The 17,843-nt window shown below is 68.8% G+C and carries 17 protein-coding genes and 1 pseudogene; 6 read left to right on the forward strand and 12 right to left on the reverse strand.

Annotated elements, in window-relative coordinates; genetic code table 11:
- Positions 1–465: 465 nt before the first annotated feature.
- The 3 genes and pseudogenes from ASD77_RS10990 to ASD77_RS18385 all read right to left on the reverse strand — a co-directional run.
- Positions 466–3,090: a TonB-dependent receptor gene (locus ASD77_RS10990; RefSeq protein ID WP_055941478.1), complete on the reverse strand. Its 2,625-nt coding sequence runs from the start codon at positions 3,088–3,090 to the stop codon at positions 466–468.
- A 499-nt stretch (positions 3,091–3,589) separates the two neighbouring features.
- Positions 3,590–3,958 (reverse strand): DUF1428 domain-containing protein, encoded by a 369-nt coding sequence (locus ASD77_RS18380; protein WP_200947406.1) that lies wholly within the window; start codon positions 3,956–3,958, stop codon positions 3,590–3,592.
- Positions 3,959–3,964: 6 nt separating this feature from the next.
- Positions 3,965–4,327: pseudogene (locus ASD77_RS18385) on the reverse strand (DUF1428 domain-containing protein); the annotation flags it as partial.
- Between the two features lie 140 nt (positions 4,328–4,467).
- Here ASD77_RS18385 and ASD77_RS11000 point away from each other — a divergent pair.
- Entirely contained in the window at positions 4,468–5,199 is a 732-nt protein-coding gene (locus tag ASD77_RS11000) for a hypothetical protein (protein WP_156383601.1), read from the forward strand.
- A gap of 7 nt (positions 5,200–5,206) precedes the next feature.
- Here ASD77_RS11000 and ASD77_RS11005 read toward each other — a convergent pair whose 3' ends face one another.
- Positions 5,207–6,310: a DUF1615 domain-containing protein gene (locus tag ASD77_RS11005; RefSeq protein ID WP_055941484.1), complete on the reverse strand. Its 1,104-nt coding sequence runs from the start codon at positions 6,308–6,310 to the stop codon at positions 5,207–5,209.
- Positions 6,311–6,407: 97 nt separating this feature from the next.
- On the opposite strand from ASD77_RS11005, the gene ASD77_RS11010 reads away from it, so the two are divergent.
- Entirely contained in the window at positions 6,408–7,082 is a 675-nt protein-coding gene (locus tag ASD77_RS11010) for a GNAT family N-acetyltransferase (protein WP_055941485.1), read from the forward strand.
- 21 nt (positions 7,083–7,103) lie between these two features.
- Here ASD77_RS11010 and ASD77_RS11015 read toward each other — a convergent pair whose 3' ends face one another.
- Entirely contained in the window at positions 7,104–8,252 is a 1,149-nt protein-coding gene (locus tag ASD77_RS11015; RefSeq protein WP_200947391.1) for a helix-turn-helix domain-containing protein, read from the reverse strand.
- Between ASD77_RS11015 and ASD77_RS11020 the strand changes: the two genes are divergently transcribed.
- Entirely contained in the window at positions 8,251–9,009 is a 759-nt protein-coding gene (locus ASD77_RS11020) for a sterol desaturase family protein (RefSeq protein ID WP_055941488.1), read from the forward strand. The two genes, ASD77_RS11015 and ASD77_RS11020, sit on opposite strands and share 2 nt — an antisense overlap.
- A gap of 296 nt (positions 9,010–9,305) precedes the next feature.
- Here ASD77_RS11020 and ASD77_RS11025 read toward each other — a convergent pair whose 3' ends face one another.
- From ASD77_RS11025 to ASD77_RS11055, 7 genes are all read right to left on the reverse strand, one after another.
- Entirely contained in the window at positions 9,306–9,863 is a 558-nt protein-coding gene (locus tag ASD77_RS11025; protein ID WP_055941491.1) for a redoxin domain-containing protein, read from the reverse strand.
- A 58-nt stretch (positions 9,864–9,921) separates the two neighbouring features.
- Positions 9,922–10,680, reverse strand: coding sequence for a hypothetical protein (locus ASD77_RS11030; protein ID WP_055941493.1), 759 nt, complete (start codon positions 10,678–10,680; stop codon positions 9,922–9,924).
- 90 nt (positions 10,681–10,770) lie between these two features.
- On the reverse strand, positions 10,771–11,415 hold the full coding sequence (locus ASD77_RS11035) for a MarR family transcriptional regulator (protein WP_055941495.1): 645 nt from the start codon (positions 11,413–11,415) through the stop codon (positions 10,771–10,773).
- Between the two features lie 74 nt (positions 11,416–11,489).
- On the reverse strand, positions 11,490–12,023 hold the full coding sequence (locus tag ASD77_RS11040; protein WP_055941497.1) for a hypothetical protein: 534 nt from the start codon (positions 12,021–12,023) through the stop codon (positions 11,490–11,492).
- A gap of 17 nt (positions 12,024–12,040) precedes the next feature.
- Positions 12,041–12,547 carry a hypothetical protein gene (locus ASD77_RS11045; protein ID WP_055941499.1) on the reverse strand — a complete coding sequence of 169 codons (507 nt, stop codon included), beginning with the start codon at positions 12,545–12,547 and terminating at the stop codon, positions 12,041–12,043.
- 10 nt (positions 12,548–12,557) lie between these two features.
- Entirely contained in the window at positions 12,558–13,646 is a 1,089-nt protein-coding gene (locus tag ASD77_RS11050; protein ID WP_156383602.1) for a hypothetical protein, read from the reverse strand.
- 142 nt (positions 13,647–13,788) lie between these two features.
- Positions 13,789–14,202, reverse strand: coding sequence for a DoxX family protein (locus tag ASD77_RS11055; protein WP_055941503.1), 414 nt, complete (start codon positions 14,200–14,202; stop codon positions 13,789–13,791).
- A 112-nt stretch (positions 14,203–14,314) separates the two neighbouring features.
- On the opposite strand from ASD77_RS11055, the gene ASD77_RS11060 reads away from it, so the two are divergent.
- The 3 genes from ASD77_RS11060 (at position 14,315) to ASD77_RS11070 (ending at position 17,840) form a co-directional block, all read left to right on the forward strand.
- The gene (locus tag ASD77_RS11060) at positions 14,315–15,205 is read left to right on the forward strand and encodes a LysR family transcriptional regulator (protein ID WP_055941505.1); all 891 of its coding nucleotides are present in this window, start codon (positions 14,315–14,317) and stop codon (positions 15,203–15,205) included.
- Between the two features lie 113 nt (positions 15,206–15,318).
- The gene (locus tag ASD77_RS11065) at positions 15,319–16,707 is read left to right on the forward strand and encodes a DUF1800 domain-containing protein (RefSeq protein WP_055941507.1); all 1,389 of its coding nucleotides are present in this window, start codon (positions 15,319–15,321) and stop codon (positions 16,705–16,707) included.
- A 2-nt stretch (positions 16,708–16,709) separates the two neighbouring features.
- Positions 16,710–17,840, forward strand: coding sequence for a DUF1501 domain-containing protein (locus tag ASD77_RS11070; RefSeq protein ID WP_055941509.1), 1,131 nt, complete (start codon positions 16,710–16,712; stop codon positions 17,838–17,840).
- Positions 17,841–17,843 lie beyond the last annotated feature (3 nt).

The following is a 17,843-nucleotide window of genomic DNA, read 5'->3' on the forward strand; positions in this document are numbered from 1 at the left end:
ACTCCTGTGCTGGCGGGTTCTGGGGAGCGTTTTACCCGAGCGCGCGATGCGTTGGCGTGACGAGTCGGCGTGCGGCCATCGTGGCGCCGTCCGGGTCCCGCCAGGCACGCTGCGCACCGGCCTGTTCCAGTCCCTGAAAAGCAGGGGACGCGGCGCGAGTCGCCGTGTCAGTGACGCAAGTGCTGTCGCTCTCGGAACGGGTGGCGGCGAGAGGCTACCGGGCCAGCCTGCCGACCCTGATCTGCGCGGAGCTCGCGCGATCCGCGGCTGAAGATGCCGCCGGCACCGATGGACCTGGACACGTGTCCGCTGGGAACGGCGCGGCACGTGCGCTAACGCCACCATTCCGGCTACGCGTAGAAGTGTGCGCGGGTCGCGGAGACGTCGGACGAGGTCGCGCAGGGCGCGACCCCGGGTTGATCGGGAAGCCGGCGTCCGGGCAGGACACCGGCCTCCATCGATCGGTCAGAACTTCCAGCCCACGCGGGCGTAATAGAAGCCGCCGTTGAAGCCGTACGGCGAATGCACCGGATAGGCGGCACCGGCCACCGAGGCACCCCAGGGATTGTCGTCCGGGGTTTCGTCGAACAGGTTCTGCGCACCGACATTGACGTACAGGCCCGAGGGGAAGGTCCAGCCGACCTCGGCATCCACGATCACCTGGCTGTCCTCATAGATAGGCAGGCCGCCGTCGTCGATGCTGATGGCGCCGCTGTCCAGGTGGTCCTCGTACCACGACCCGTAGTAACCCATCCGCAGGTTGGCGTGGAACACCTCGCGCTTGTGGTTGATACTGAAGTAACCCTTGGTCTTCGGCAGCGATTCCTCGATCTTGTAGACGCGGGCATCGTTGATGAAGTTGGGGTCGTAGCGGTCCACTTCTGTCTTGTTCCAGTTCGCCGCCAGCGAGTAGGTCGTGGTGCCGCCGAAGTGGTCGGTCTCCACGCTCGTCACCAGGTCCACGCCCGTGGTGGTGGTGTCGAACGCGTTGCCGAAGTAGGTCACCGAATTCAGCGATGCCGCTTCCGGATTGCCCGACGCCACCAGCGCATCGCGTTCGGCGGCCGTCAGCGCGAAGCTGGTGCTCAGCGCGATGCGGTCCTCCACCTCGATGCGGTAGCCGTCCAGCGTGACCAGCCAGTCGCCGCTGCTCCACACCATGCCCAGCGAGAGGTTCTTCGACTCTTCGGGCGTCAATGCCTGCGCGCCCTTCAGGATGGCGATGGGATTGGTCGGCGGCAGCGTGGCGATGTCTTCCAGCACGCTGCCGTTGAACGCCGTGCTGATCTGGCTGATGTTGGCTTGGCCGGGGGTGGGCGCACGGAAGCCGGTGTTGTACGCGCCGCGCAGGGCGAAGGTATCGGAGACGTCGAAGCGCGCGGTGAGCTTGCCGTTGGTGGTGCTGCCGAAATCGTCGAAGTCCTCGTGGCGCACGGCCGCGGCCAGCAGCAGCCGCTCGGTGAACTGCGCCTCCATGTCCAGGTAGACTGCCCAGTTCCTGCGGTCCCACTCGCCGGCGGTGCGCGGACTGAAGCCGTTGAAGCCATTGGAGCCCAACGCGAAGCCCTGCTGGGTCAGCGGGCCGATGCCGGTGGAGGCGGCGTCGCCGGCCTTGACCTCGAAGCTTTCCTCGCGCCACTCCGCACCGGCGGACAGGCGCAGCGGCTGTGCGGTGAAGGTCGTCTCGATATCGCGGCCGACGTCGAAGTTCACGCCCTTCTCGGTCTGCGTGTTGCCGCCGGGACTGAAGCGCAGGCCGGCCGGTTGCGCGGCACCGAGCGATGCGTTGACGGTGTTGTAGATGGTGAAGTCGATGTCGTTGCGGCCGTACGTCACGCTGGCGTCCCAGTGCCAGTCGTTGCCCCAGGTGCCCTTGACGCCACCGACCACCGACATGTCTTCCAGGCTGCCGCCGAAGCGCGGGGTGAAGCCGCCCGGCAGGCTCGACAGGAAGGTGAAGCAGTTCGAGGGCAGTGCCGCGACGGCCGAACTGACCGTGCTGTACGGGATCAGGTTGCCGTTGGCATCGCGCAGGGCGATGGTCGGGCAGGTGCCGACGCCGGTGGTGTTGCCGATCAGCAGCGTTTCGCCGCCGTCGTTGGAGTAGACGCCCGAACGTGCGGTGGGGTCGCGGAAGTAGAAGCCGCCGTCGACCTCGCGCTGCGCATAGTTGCCGAACAGGTAGACATCGACGCTGTCGCCGGTGATGCCCAGGTTGGCGACGAACTTGAGGTCGTCGTCCACCTTCGGCGAGCCCCAGATCTGCGCCGGTACCGGCACGCCGGGATAGCCGGCGGCGATGGCGGCGGCGGCATCGTCGCGCTGCACGCTGCGCGAGGTGTCGTCGGCCTGGCGCCATTCGGCGGTCAGGGTGGCGTAGCCGCGCTCGGTCAGCGGCAGGCCGATCTGCGCCGAATACTGCGTCGTGAAGCCGTCGCCCTCGTAATACTGGCCGGCGAACGCCTCGAACGCGCCGCCTTCGCTGATCTTCTTCAGGCCGAAGTTGATCACGCCGGCGATGGCATCCGATCCGTATTGCGCCGCCGCGCCATCGCGCAGCACTTCCACCTGTTCCAGCGCGAGCGAGGGGAAGACCGACAGGTCGGGGCCTTGCGAGCCGTCGGACAGGCCATGGCCGAGGAAGGTGATCACCGCGGAACGATGGAAGCGCTTGCCGTTGACCAGCACCAGCGTGTTGTCCGGCGGCAGTCCGCGCAGGTTGGCGGGACGGACCAGGCTGGCGGCGTCATCGATCGGAATGGTGCTGACGTTGAACGACGGCACCAGCACGCGCAGCTGGTCGAGCGCATCGGTCGCGCCCTGGTTGCGGAATTCCTCCGCCCCGATGATGTCGATCGGCACCGCGGACGACGATACCGTGCGCGGCTGCCCGCGACTGCCCAGCACGGACACCGTGTCCAGCGTGGTGGCCTGGTCAGCGGGTGGTGGCGTCGGTGCGGCGGCCGGCTCGGCGGTCTGTGCGAGCGCGGTGCTACTGCCGGCCAGCGCGGCGACGACCAGGGCGGCTCTTACTGCGGACGCCAGCGGCGTCCGGGAAACACGTGCGTACTTCTGCTCTCTCTTGCCCATGCGATTCGCCCCTGAATAGTGCGTTGGAAGTGGTGGGTCTTCTCGTGCGCGGGACGCAATGAAGGAAGCGCTGTCCCAAACACATCGGTAACCGGCGTAACGCCGTTGTGCAACAGCGTCGCGTTACCGCGTCCACCTTAGGCGGCGGCGAAGTGCGTGAAGTGAGGCGTCGATCACACGCCGACGTGCGGTGGCGAAAAAGTAATCGGCGTTATGTCCGGAACACCGCTGTTTCCATACGGTTTTCCCGTGGCGCACAGGCGTGGTGCGCGATGCGCCATGATTGTGCATGCGCCGCGTCCGACGCGCGTAAACGCATGTACACGCGCGTGCGTATCGCAACGCGCGTGGTCTAGGTCTTCGCGGAGCGTCGGGGACACGCGCAGCGTCCGTGGCGTGGGATCTTGAGCGTCGATGTCCGGAACGATGCAGACACGATGCAGACACGTCTTCCCATCGGCGCCGGAGACCACCGCGCATGGCCTCCGGCGCGCAGGGGTCAGGCGCGCAGCTCGACCACCGGGGTGAAACCGCCGAACACCATGCGCTGGCCGTCGAAGGGCATCGGCGGGTTGTCCTTGTTCGATGGATCCATGCGCGGGTCCTCCATCATCTTCTGCATGCCGGCGTCGCGCGTGGCCTTGTCGGGCCACTCCACCCAGGAGAAGGCGGGGGTTTCGTCGCCCTTCGCCTGCACCGCCTTGCGGAAGTCGGTGACCTTGCCATCGGGCACGTCGTCGCCCCACGCCTCGATGATGCGCGTGGCGCCATAGCCCATGAAAATGGTGTCGAAGGTGGTGGCGTAGTCGGTGAAGGCCGCCTTGCCTGTGGAGGGAGCGGCAATGATGAAGCCGTCAACGTAGGACATCGCCGTGGCGGCATCGCCGAGTTCCAGCGTCGGCACGAAGCCCCCGTAGATCAGCCGCTTGCCGTCGAACGGCATCGGATTGTTCTCCGGCGACATGCGCGGGTCGTCCATCATCTTCTGCATGCCGGCGTCGCGCGTGGCCTTGTCGGGCCATTCTATCCACGAGAATACCACCGACTCGTCGTCCTTGGCCTGCACGGCCTTGCGGAAGTCGGTGACCTTGCCGTCGGGCACGTCGTCGCCCCAGCATTCGACCACGCGCGTCGCGCCCTGTTCGATGAACACGGGATCGCCGTGGTTCGCATGGTCGATGAACTTCTGCTTGTTGGCGGTAGGCACGGCGGCGACGAAACCATCGATGTACGGCATGGAAATCCTCCGGGGGATGCGGCGCCGGAATGGCGCCTTCCTGAACGCGACGAGCGGGCGTCGCGGAATTCGACAAGCGGCTGGCCGGTGGCCGCCGACCGGGGCGTTCAACCTGCCACGATCTGGACGAAGGTGGCGTGATGGCGGTTTCTGCAACGGGTGCGGTGCCGCGCCGACCGGGCCTGTGGGGCCTTGGCAGCGGCGTGTGGATGTGGAGTCTGGTGGCGCTGGCGGCCGCAGGATTCTGGAAGACGTATTTCAGTCGGCTCGGCCTGGCCGATGCGGTCACCCACCTGCATGCCGGCCTGATGCTGGCGTGGATGGCGATGCTGCTGGTGCAGCCGTGGCTGGTGCGCACGCGACGCATGGCGCTGCATCGCCAGGTGGGGCAGCTCTCCTATGGCGTGATGCCCGGCATTTTGGTGACGGCGCTGTGGCTGTCTCAGGTGCGCATGGCGGCAGCGCCGCCGGAGATGTTCGGCTTGCAGGCGATGCTGCTGTACCTGGGCATGGCCGCCTCGCTGATGCTGGCGGTGTTCTGGGGCCTTGCGATCCGCCATCGCCGCGATCCGGCGTTGCATGCACGCTACATGGTGGCGACGGCACTGGTGATGATCGATCCGGCGATGGCGCGCCTGATGCTGGCACTGCTGCCCGAGGGCATCCCTTTCAATCCTTCATGGGCCGGCTACGCGGCGACGTTCGCGGTGCTCGCGGTGCTGATGTGGTGCGAGCGCGGCGCGGCGCGCGGACGCGGCGTGTTCCGTTTCGTCACGCTGGTGTTCGTGGTCAACTTCGTGCTCATGCACGTGGTGCCGGGCACGCAGCCGTGGCAGGCGTTCGCACGCGGGTGGGGCGGGCTGGGCGGTTGACGGTCGTTCAGCGCTGCAGGCAGTTGCGGTAGCGCTCGTCCACGCGCGTGGCGAACCAGGCGGTGGTGAGTTCACGGGTGATCTTCGGGCTTTCCAGCTTGATGCCCGGGATCGACGCGCGCGGCAACGGCGTGCCCGCACGCGCTTCGGCCAATGCATAGACGCGTGCGTAGAGATCGGTATCGCCGAAGTCCAGCCGGTTGCCGCGCTCCAGCGCCTCACGGATGGCGCGATCGTCCATGCGCAGCGCATCGGCCAAGCGTCGCACGGCGCGTTCGGTCTGGCCGGGCTTGTCCAGCGGCGCGCCCGGGGTCAGCAGGTCGCCGTCGAGCGCGAGCGTGGTGCCCGTGGCGATGCCGACCGCGCTCTGGAACGCCGCATTGCGGCTCGCGTACCAGCCGGCGTTGTAGTCGGCGAAGCGATGCACCTTGCGCGTGTACGGCGTTTCGTAACCCAACAGGTGGGCGATGCCGAAGTACAGGCCGCCGCGCCGGGTGAACACCTCGTCGCGGATGCTGCCTTCGATCGGATACGGATATCCCGCGGCCTTCGATTCGGCGAAGGGAATGCCGACCTGCATCGGCCCGCCGGTCTGCACCGGATTGAAGTCGGCGAACAGGCGCTTGCCCAGCGGCACGCTGCCGATCATGTCCTGGTAGAGGTCGCTGAGGTCGCGCTCGGTGCGCACCGTGCGCAGCCGCTCGGCATACGTGCGGCCATCGGACGAACGCAATGCCAGCGCGGCGTCGACGACGAACGTCGGCACGTGCAGGGCGGCGGCGCGGCGGTCGATCTCGCCACGTGCGATCTTCGGCAGGTTGGCGACGGCGGGGTTCGCCACGTAGCCGGATTCCTGTTCGGTGACGGCCAGCACCGCGCAGATGTTCTCGGTGTTCGGCTCGATCCGCTGCGCGGCGAACGCGGTTTCGATGTCGGCCGCCCAGCGCTCGCGGTCGGCGACCTTGGCCGGCATCCTGCGGACGATCTCGCCGCGGGTGTCGGCTGGCGGGCGGGTCGGTGCGGGCGGCGCGGTCACGCAGCCGGCGAGCAGCAGCAGGCCGAGCATCGCGAGGATGCGGCGTGGCAAACGGTGGACGAGAGATGGTGTCATGCGCGCAGCATACGGAGCGCGCCGTTCCGATGCACGACGGTGCTGTGCGAGCCGACGCCGGTGTGGATAATCGGAACTCCCTCCGGCTGCGACCACCATGCATACCGCGCTCGACAACCCGTTCTGGTCGGCACTGGATTCGATCCACCGCGACATCGCGCTGCGGGTGGGCGACGTGGCGCGCTATCCCGCCGACTTCGCGCCCTTCCTTGGCGTCGCGTTACCCGACGCGCTACCCGCCGAGGCGCTCGAACGCTTGGTCGCCCCGGCCGAGTCGGTGTACCTGCTGGGCGTAGCGCCCGCAGCGCCTCCGGGCTGGATGCTGCAGGCGTTCCGTCCGCTGGCGCAGATGGTATGCGACACGCCGCTGCCGACGGCGGGCGGTCCGGAGATCGTGCCGCTTGGCCCGGCGCAGCGCGACGAGGTACTGGCACTGACGGCACTCGTGTACCCGCATTACTTCCGTTCACGGACGGTGGAGCTGGGGCGCTATTACGGCATCTATGAGGACGGCCGGCTCGCCGCGATGATCGGCGAGCGCCTGGGCAGCGCCGACAGCCGCGAGATGAGTGCGATCTGCACCCATCCTGACTTCACCGGTCGCGGCTACGCACGACACCTGACGGCCTGGCTGACCAACCAGACGCTGGCCCATGGCGTGCAGCCGTTCCTGCACGTGAGTCGCGAGAACACGCGTGCGCTGCAGCTGTACGAGCACCTGGGCTATCGCGTGCGCCGCGATATCGGATTCTGGTCGTTGCGACGCGCGTGAGCGGCGCACGCGGTCTCGCCGTCACCCGGCAGGCGGGGCGCCCGCCTGCTGGAGCATGCGCCGCATGCCGCCGAAGCGCCGCCGGTACTGTGCGGGCGAAAGGCCGACCTTGCGCCGGAACAGACGGCTGAAGTACGCGGCATCCTCGTAGCCCACGGCCTGGGCGATGGCCTCGACCGAATCGTCGCCGGCTTCAAGATGCTGCTTGGCTTCTTCCAGCCGCAGCGTATGCACGTACTCGAGCGGCGACAGGCCCGTCGCCTGCTGGAACCGGCGAGCGAAGGTGCGCTCGGCCAGTCCGCTGGCCTGCAGCATGCCGGCGACGGGTGCGGGCGTGTCGTAGTGCTGTGCGATCCAGACCTGTGCATGGGTGATCGCGGTATCCGAGCTGGTGCGCGTGCGCGCCAGGCTGGCGTAGGGCTGCTGGCCGGTCTGGTGCCAGTCGATCAGGAACACGCGCGCGGTCTGCATGGCGCATTCGATACCGGCCACGCGCGCGATGAGGTACAGGGCAAGGTCCTGCCAACTGGAGCCGCCGCCGCCCATGACCAGCCGCTGGTCGGGCCCGGCGGTCACGACCACGCGCTGCGGATGGACCTTCACGCTGGGATGCCGCTCGGCCATCGCGTCGCAGTACGCCCAGTGGGTGGTGGCATCGCGACCGTCCAGCAGGCCAGTGTCGGCCAGCAGCAGCGCACCGGTGCAGGCGGCCGCGATCACCGATCCGCGGGCATGGCATTCCCGCAGCCACGTGGCTTCCTGGTGGTAGTCGTGCAGGGTGATGTCGCCGGGGTACACCGCCAGGTCCGGAATGCAGATGAAGTCCGGCGCGGGCAGGTCGCGCAGGGCGACTTCCGGAGTCACCACGATGCCGTTGACGACGGGCATGGGCATGGTCTCGCGCGCCGCCACGATCGGACGGAATACCGAATCGCCCGGCGGCTGCCCGACCATCGCGGGCCAGTCCCGTCCCGCGGAATTGAACAGGTCGTACATGCCGTACAGGACCGAGGCGGCGGCGCCGTGGGTTGCGAGCAGGGCAATGCTGGGGCGTGCGCGGCGCGGCATGACGGAAATGTCAGGTTGGCGGCGGAAATGGCTGCGGTGCAGGGCGCGGGCGGCCCGTATCGTGCCGCCTCCCCCGTAGTAGAACAGAGCCATCACCGCCATGCCATCGCCCCTGGAACTCCTGCTTCATCCGCTGTCGTTCGCCTTCTTCGGCATGTATGCCGTGCTGATGCTGTGGGAGGCGATCGCCCCCGCCCGCCCGTTGCCGCGCATCGCGCGCTGGCGCACGCGAGGCCTGCTGGCGGCGGTGTTCTACTTCCTGTTGTCGTCCTACCTGCCGATGCTGTGGACACAGTACCTGCTGCCCCTGCGCCTGTTCGACCTGAGCCACCTGGCGTGGCCGCTGGGCGGGCTGATCGGACTGCTGGTCTATCAGGCGCTCGCGTATGCGTGGCACCGGGCGCTGCATGCCAGCGACGTGCTGTGGCGCTTCGGCCACCAGATGCATCACAGCGCAGAGCGGCTGGATACGTTCAGCACCTTCTGGTTCAGTCCGGCCGACACGCTGGGCTGGACGGCGGTCGGCAGCCTTGCCCTGACGCTGGTCGTCGGCCTGAGCCCCGAGGCCACCACGTCCGCCCTGCTGGCGGCGACGCTGCTGGCGATGCTGACCCACACCAACGTGCGCACGCCACGCTGGCTGGGGTGGTTCATCGAGCGTCCCGAGATGCACTCCTGGCACCATGCGCGCGGCGCACACCGGTACAACTATTCCGAACTACCGGTATTCGATCTGCTGTTCGGCACGTTCCACAACCCGCCCGGTTTCGCGCCGCAGACAGGCTTCCACGAAGGCGGCTCCGCGCGCGTCATCGAGATGATGATGGGGCGAGACATCGCACGCGATCCCGTGTCGTGAAACGTGCGCGGGCGGATGAGGGTCGGGCGCCGCTTTCGATGGAGCGCCCGGCATGATCCGGGTCTTCGTCCGTCGGCCGCCTGTACAGCCGGCCCAAGGTCGCCCGCGTCAGGGAAACAGCGAGCCGCCGACCAGCGCCAGCGCCATGCCCAGACCCATAAAGGCCAGGCGGTGCAGGAAGGGGAACGGGGCGGTCGAGCGGTGCATGGTGCAATCCAACCCTGAGCGGCGCGAACGCGCCGTGAAGCCCCTGTTCTCATTGAACGCCGCGACCGGGAAGGACCGGCCAACCGGGATTACGCAGGCAGCGCGCAGCCGGTTGCGTCGCAGTCGGCGGCTCCAGTGCGCTGGCGCTGCGTCTCGTCCATGGCTGCGATGGCCTGCGCTTCATGCACCAGCGAGGCGATCTGCGCGCCCAGCAGCAGGTCGCTGACTTGGCCGAAGTGCTGGTGGCGGATCCGGCCGTGCGCGTCGATCAGGGTCAGCGTCGGCGTGCCGCGCATGGCATAGGCCTGCATGGTCTGCGGGATCGGGCCGTGCGTACCGGGCCGGTCCACGCCGACGGGAAAGCCGATGCGGTATTCATGCAGGAAAGCCTCCAGCGCGACCGGCGTCATCGCCGCATGGTGTTCGAACACGGTATGCAGGCCGATGACGGCGACCTGCTCGCGCGGGAATGTGGCATGCACGCGCGCGGCCTGGGGCAGGCCATGCGAGACGCAGCCCGGGCAAAGCATCTGGAAGGCCTCCAGCACCACGACCTTGCCGCGCAGGCCGTCCAGGGTGATGGCGTGGGGTGTGTTGAACCAGCGGTCCACCTGCCAGGGTGGCGCCGGGCGATCAATGGCGTTCATGGGGATGTTCTCGTGGGGCGCGACCGGCCCGAGAGCGGGCCGGTGCGAAGGAGCGGGACTACTTGTTGGGCTTGCCGGGCAGGCTGAGGTTGCCGGAGGCGACCTTGAACACGTCGACCACGCACAGCAGCGGCGCGTGGACGCTGGCGTTGACGCGCAGGCCGGCGGTGACGCCGTCGAAGCTGCCTGCGGTGACCACGCCGATGTCGTCGAACGGCACCTTCACTTCCACCGTCTCGGCGTTGAGCGTGGGGCTCCAGCCGGGGCTGTCGAGCAGGATCGGGAAACCCGGCCAGGTCTTCGGCAGACGCGGCTTGCTGCCTTCGGGGATGTCGACCACGGCCAGCGCGCCGGGGCCGCAGACATCGTTGGGCTTCAGCACGACCCAGTGGCTGTGCCAGAGGTTGCCGTCGTTGTCTAGCTTGCCGTCGCCGTTCTCGTCGTACAGCGGCGTGTCGTCGAAGTCGGGATGCGCGGTGACCGCCATCGCAAGGATGCCGGCGCCTTTCTCGAAGCCGACCTCGTACGGATCGATGGTGGTCGGCCACACGTAGGAAAAGACATCGCTGCCGGCCAGTTTGCCGGTCGCGGCGGGTGTGCTCTTGCCCGCCTTGCCGGACACGGCCATGTGGAAGGTCGCGATGTTCTTCTCGGTGGTGATCTTGGTGTGCACGATGTCGAAATCGGCGGTCACCGCCTTGTTGGCCGCGGACGGGATGCCGCCGGTGTGGGCCTTGCCGTCGTGGGCGTGCACGCCGCCGATGGCCAGCGCGAGTGCGGCGGCCAACGCGAAACGTCGGGTAGTGTTCTGGCGCATAATCGAATTCCTCTTGCTTGCTCTCGTAGGGTGGGTGGGAGGTACCGGGCGGCGTCCGATGGCAGTCGGGCGCCGCCCATCTTTTTCCGCCTAGGGCGGAGTCGGTTGACGGAAGCGCAGCACGCTTCCGTGGCGTTGTTCGTCGGCGGCCGGCCGCTGTTCCGCGCAGTCCACGCGCAGTTCCGCATCGCCGAACGCCTTGTCGAGGAACGCGCAGACGTGGGGTGCATCGCGCTCGCCCGAGGCGAAGGGACGGAAGTATTCGCAGCCCAGGCAGGTCCGCAGGCCGGTGGCCAGGCCCTGTTCCTGCGCTTCGTTGACCAGCAGCTGGGTCACGCGCAGCAGCGCGCCGAGATCCGTGTCGCCCAGTGATTCCACCAGCGGGCCCATGCCCTGGTCGGGGCGCTGCAGCTGCGTGGCCATGCGCGACCCGGCCGAGGTCAGCCTCACGCGTGCGGCGCGCGCATCGTCGGGATCGGGCGTGCGGCGGATCCACTGCTTGCCTTCCAGCGCCTTCAGCGAGTCGCTGAGGCTCGCGGCCGAGATCCCCAAGCGCTCGGCGATCTGGCGCGCCCGCATCCCGTCCTGCATACCCTGCAACATGCGCAGCACCGCGGCCTGGGTCGGCGGCAGCGAGGGTGTGCCGTCCTGGCGCCAGGACTGCGCGCGGACCAGCGAAGCGAGCTGTTCCAGACCGCGTGTGGCCTGCCTGCGTTGGAAGGGAGTATCGATCATGGCGAATAAGTTAGGACTCCTAACTATATAAGTCAATGACCGCCCGTCGGCCCGTGCGGCAGCGGGGGGCAGGGTCACCATCGCATCATCGGCAGCGGCGACAGCGGGTGCCGCCACAGGCGCCGCAGCGTCAGCGAGGCCAGCCGGCGATGGAAGCCGGCGTCGGGGAAGGCGGACATCACCTCGCGTACGAATTCCCAGGGCATACCGAAGCGCAGCGTGCCCAGGCTCACGTCGATCCAGTCCGCACGCCGGAACGCTTCAACGCTGGCCTGCATGCCCGCTGGCGTGGGCGTGATCTTGTGATGGTGGTCGATCATCGCGTCCACTTCCGGTTGCCATGCGGGCCGGCCGATGACCTGCAGGTGCTCCCGCGCCAACTGGCGCGATGGCGGCAGGTAGTCGAAGGTGCCGGCCGTCCAGATGCCCAGGTCATGGAAGGCCAGTGCAATGCCGAGCTTCTGCAGCATCTCCGTATCACCGGGCAAGAGTCGCCAGTAGAAGTTCGCCACCCGGTACGTATGGTTCCGGTAGCCGGTGGCGTCGGCGCCGAGGTGCGGCGCGTAGGTTTGCAGCAGGGCATCCAGCGTCGGCAGCGACACCAGCACGGCGCGGTGCCGCCGTCTCAGGTCGCGGGATGGGGCAGCGGCGGACGGCCGCGTCGCAATGCCCGCACCTGCAACACCATGCCGACCAGGAACAGGAGGAACGTCGCGCCCACCAGCGTCTGCAGCAGCGGATCCTGCGGCCCGGAGACCAGCGGTGCGCCGATCGGCACGCGGGTCAGCGTCTCGGTGAAACCCGGAATGAAGTGGAAGTACACGGTCAGCGTGAACGCGAGCGAGGCCGCCACATGCCGCCACGAGCCGAGCACGGCGTTGCGGCCCAGCAGCACGGCGACGGCGAGCACGATCAGGGTCAGCACGGTCAGCCCGTGCGCTTCGCTGAGCTTGCCGGTGCGCATCAGGAAGAAGCTGGTGATGCAGGTGGCGACGGTGAACCAGGTGTAGGCCTTGCCCAGGGGCGTCGCATAGCGGATGTCGTGGTAGCGCAGCAGCGCATAGAGGCCACCGAACAGCGAGACGAGACTGATGGCGGTGTGGAACCAGCCGAACGGCGTGATGTTGAGCATGCGATGTTCCTCAGGGGATAGGCGGCGGAGCGGGGAGATCGAACTGCATGAGATTCCAGTGCGTGACGTCTTCTTCCCACTCATCGCCGACCGCGGGGGTGAGGGGCAGGGCGAGGTTGGCGACGATCATGCGACGTCCCTGCACCACGGTCGCGGCGGGAAACAGCAGTCCGCGCGGCGCGCCGTCATCGCCCACGCCGAGGAAATCGCCGGCGCGATGGCGCACGCGGCCCCGTTCGTCCAGCGCGACGAGCGTGTCGATCTGGTTGGCCGACACCCACAGCAGTCCGTCATGGAACAGCAGGCCGTCGGCGCCGTACACGCCATCCGCAAGCACATCGATCGCGCCCGCCGGCATGCGCCAGCGCAGTACGCGGCCGTCACCGGCGTTGTTGATGTAAAGGATCGATTCGTCCGCGTTGAAGGCCATTCCGTTCGCACCGAAGGGCAATGCACCGGTGGTCGCGAGCAGCGGGTCGCGTGCGAACAGCTCGACGCGGCACGGTCGGCACGTCGTCGCGCTGGCGATGCGCAAGATTGCGCCCTGGAAGGAGTCCGACACGTACAGCGTCCCGGCCCGGTCGAAGACCAGTCCGTTGATCGCGGGAAAGCCGGCCGATCCGAACTGGATGCTGTCCTGGCTGCCGTCCGGATTGTCGATGCGGCGCGCCGGCGGTGCGGGTGGCGTCAACGCGGTGAAGGTGGCGAGGTCCTCGATCGGCGTGTCGGCCGTGAACCGCGCATCGAGGCGCTGCAGTTTCGATGCGCCGAAGTTCAGCACGTACAGCTTGCCGTCGCGGAACGCGATGCCAGTGAGGGGCGTCGCGCCGAAATCGCGTTGCGCCAGCAGCCGGCCTTCGGCATCGAAGCGCAGCACCTGGTTCTTTCGCACCGTGGCCGGCTCGCGCGCGTCGAAGGTGCCGGCATAGACCTCGCCGCTGGCCGGATCGGTGGCCAGGCTCTCCGGGTGGCGCACATCGACAGGCAGCATCGCGAAGGGCGTCGTCGGCAGCCGTGCCATGTCCGTTGCCGCCGCCGGTGCGGCCGCGCAGGCGAGCAGGCCTGCGATGCACAGGATGGGGACGAGGCGACCGGACATGCGGAACTCCAGCGGCAGGGCAGCCTGCACGCTGGCATAGCGACGACGGCGGAGCTTGTACCGGCGTGCGGGGCCACGCCGAGTCGGAACACGAAGACGCCGGCGCGAGGCCGGCGTCCGTGGTGCAGCAGGACGAACGCGATCAGCGGTTGTCGACGCTCCAGCCGCCGGCGCCGCGCGCGGCCAGCAGGATGAAGCCGCCGGCGATCGCGATGTTCTTCAGGAACATGATCTGCTGGATCTGATCGCCCAGGTTGCTGTGGAACAGCACCGCACTGGCGATCGAGAACGCGGCCAGCAGGCTGGCGACGATGCGGGTGCGGTAACCGGCAACGATGGCCAGGCCGCCGAGGACTTCCAGCGCAATGACCAGCGGCAGCAACGCGCCGGGGACGCCGACGGACGCCATGTAGCCGGCGGTGCCGGCGTAGGCGGCCAGCTTGCCGAGGCCGGAGATGACGAATAGCGAGGCGAGCAGCGTGCGGCCGGCCAGATCGGCGGCGCCACGCAGGGCGAGAAGGCGGGTGGTGGACGGGACGGCCGTGACAGTGGACATGGTGGACTCCTGGGAATGGGTGGGTGCAGCGGGTACGGGGCGCAGGTTAGGTCGTCGCCATGCATCCCGGAAGCCTATATATTTCGATGAAATCCATCGTTTGAGGCGATACATGCTCGACGCCGTCACCCTCGACCAGCTGCGCACCTTCATCGCGGCGGCCGAGCAGGGCAGCTTCTCCGCGGCCGGGCGCAAGCTGCGGCGCGCGCAATCGGTGGTCAGCCAGACCCTGGCCAACCTGGAGCTGCAACTGGGCGTACGCCTGTTCGACCGCAGCACCCGCTATCCGCAGCTCACCGACGCCGGCCGCGCCCTGCTGGTGGAAGCGCGCGCGGTGGCCGAGCACATGGACACCTTCAAGGCGCGCGCCCGCAGCGTGGCCGAAGGGCTTGAACCGGAGCTCTCGGTGGCGGTGGACGTGATGTTCCCGATGCAGGCGCTGACCCGCGCCGCCGCGCACAGCGGCACCGCGTTCCCGCACACGCCGCTGCGCCTGTACGTGGAAGTGCTGGGCGGCGTGATCCAGCCGGTGCTCGATGGCACCTGCCGGATCGGCGTGGTCGGCTCGCTGCCGGAGCTGCCGGACGAACTGGCGGTGGAGCCGCTGCCGCCGGTGCCGTTCGTCACAGTGGTCGCTCCCTCGCACGCCATGGCGCGCGTACGCGGTGCGGTGCCGACCAGGACGCTGGTCAAGCATGTGCAACTGGTACTCACCGACCGCACGCCGTTGACGACGGGGCGCGACTTCGCGGTGCAGTCGCCGCTGACGTGGCGGCTCGCGGACCTCGGCGCGAAGCACGCGTTCCTGCGCGCCGGCCTCGGCTGGGGCCACATGCCGATGCACATCGTCGAAGAAGACCTCGCGGCCGGTCGACTCGCCCGCGTGCACCTCGCCGACGCCGACCCACGCTACGCACAGATGCCGATGCGTGCGGTATGGCGCAAGGAGGCGCCGCCGGGGCCGGCGGGGCGTGCGTTCATTGCGCAACTGCATCAGGGCTAGCGCCGCGTATTCAGGCGGATGAAGCCGTGTCGACATCGCTGACGATGCGTGCGCGCGTGTCAACGCAGGCACGGGCCGTGCGTTGAAACCGATGTCGTCTCTCGGAGCCCGCGATGATCCGCCGCGAAACCCTCAGCGCCGCCCACCGCTTCGGCCTGGGCGCACGACCCGGCACGCTGGACCGCATCGGCGATCCGCAGCGCTGGCTGCATGCCCAGCTCGATGCGCCCGCGGTCGTGCCGCCTCCGGGCTTGCCGGGCAGTGCGGATTATCTTCGGCAGGAATACGACTACCTGCGCGCGCGGCGTGAAGCGCGCAGGAATGACGGCGATGCCGCGATGGGATTCCGCGAGCGCTTCGGCCGAGCGCAGTGGATCGAACTCGGCTGGCGCTATCGGCAGGCGGCCGCCACCGAGCAGGATTTCGTCGAACGGCTGGTACGGTTCTGGTCGAACCACTTCGCCGTCTCCGCCGACAAGCGGACGGCGGCGCTGTACGCCGCGCCGATGGAACGCGAGGCGATACGCCCGCACGTGGCGGGCCACTTCGCCGACCTGCTGATCGCGGTGGAACAGCATCCCGCGATGCTGCGCTACCTGGACAACGTGCGCTCGGTGGGCGAGCAGTCGCGCCTGGCGCAGCGCCAGCGTCGCAACAGCGAAAACGACGACACGTCGCGCCCGGGCCTCAACGAGAACCTGGCGCGCGAGATCCTGGAGCTGCACACGCTCGGTGTCGACGGCGGCTACAGGCAGGACGATGTGCGCGAACTCGCGCGCGCGATCACCGGCTGGAGCGTGCCGTTGCCGCGCGATCTGGACGCGGGCGCCACCACGGCGTTCCGGTTCCGCGCGAATGCGCACGACGCCGGCGCACGCCAGGTGCTCGGGCAGCGCTATGCGGCACCGGGGGAAGCCCAGGGCCGCGCCATCCTGCGCGACCTGGCACTGCACCCTGCCACCGCGCGCCACGTCTGCGGCAAGCTGGCGCGGCATTTCGTCAGCGATGCACCGCCGCGCGCGCTGGTGGATCGCATGGCCGATGCGTGGATGCGCAGCGGCGGCGCGTTGCGTCCCGTATACGCGGCGATGATCGACAGCCCCGAAGCCTGGACCGCCGACGCGCGCAAGCTGAAAACGCCGGACGACTTCGTCGTGTCGGCGCTGCGCGGCACCGGCACGTTGCCGGGCGAACAGCCGCGTGCCCTGATCGCATTGCTGGGCAGGCTGGGGCAGCCGCCGTTCACGCCGCGCTCGCCGGCCGGCTTCGCCGACGATGCGGCGGAATGGAGTGGCGCCGACGCGGTGTGGAAGCGCATCCAGGCTGCGCAGGCGCTGGCCGAGACCGCGGCCGGTGCCGATCCCGATCCGCTGCGCATCGCCGACGGCCTGTTCGGCCCGCACCTGGATGCGGACACCGCGCAGGCGCTGCGCCGTGCCGAGTCGCCGCGCGAAGGACTGGCACTGCTGTTCGCCAGTCCCGCCTTCCAGTGGAGGAGTTGACAGTGAAACTGACCCGACGCCATTTCCTCGCGGCCGGTGGTGCCGCGACCACGCTCAGCCTGTGGCCGCGGCTGGCGCGCGCCGCCGATGCGCAGGACACACGCTTGCTTGTCGTGCTGCTGCGCGGCGGTCTGGACGGGATGCATGCCGTCATCCCGGTCGGCGATCCGCATCTGGCGGACGTGCGCGGCGCGCTGACGGTGAAAGATGCGCGCCGGTTGGATGCCGACTTCGCCCTGCATCCGGCGCTGGCGTTCAGCCATGGACTGCACGCGCGCCGCGAATGGCTGCCGGTCGTCGCCGTGGCGCCGCCCTATCGCCAGCGTTCGCACTTCGAGGCGCAGGACAATCTGGAGAACGGCACCGCGACCAGTGGTGCATCCAGCGGCTGGCTCAACCGCTGCGTGGCCGCGCTGCCGGCGTCGCGCGCCCTGTCGGTCAGTGCGGTGATGCCGCTGATCCTGCGCGGTCCCGCCGAGGCGACTACGTGGTCGCCGCCGCTGCCCGAGGACGTCAACCCGATCCTGCTGCAGCGCCTGCAGCCGCTGTATGCCGCCGACGCGCAGCTGGCGCATCCGTTCCAGCAGGCCGTGGCCGCGCAGGGCATGCAGGGCGGCGGCAATGTCGCGCGGTTGCCGCAGGCGATGGCGGCGGCGGCACGGTTCATGGCGCAGGCCGACGGCCCGCGCATCGGCTTCGTCGAGAACAGCGGCTGGGATACGCATGCCCAGCAGGGCCCCGTGCTGGCGCGCAAGCTGGCCGAACTGGACCAGGGCCTGCGCGAGTTCCACGAGGGCATCGGTGCGCAGTGGTCGCGCACAGTGGTGATGGTGGTGACCGAGTTCGGCCGCACGGCCGCCGTCAACGGCACCGGCGGCACCGATCACGGCACCGGGACGCTGGCGATGCTGGCCGGCGGCGCCGTTGCCGGCGGTCGCGTTGCCGGCGACTGGCCGGGCCTGTCACCGTCGCAGCTCAACGAAGGCCGCGACCTGCGCGCGACGACGGACCTGCGCAGCGTGTTCAAGGGCGTGCTGGGTGATCACCTGGGCATTGCCGGCTCGGTGCTGGATTCGCGGGTGTTCCCCGACAGCGGCAGTGCGATCGCGATGGCGGGCCTGCTGCGCGGCTGAGCG

It is taken from the genome of Pseudoxanthomonas sp. Root65, assembly GCF_001427635.1.
GTDB lineage: Bacteria > Pseudomonadota > Gammaproteobacteria > Xanthomonadales > Xanthomonadaceae > Pseudoxanthomonas_A.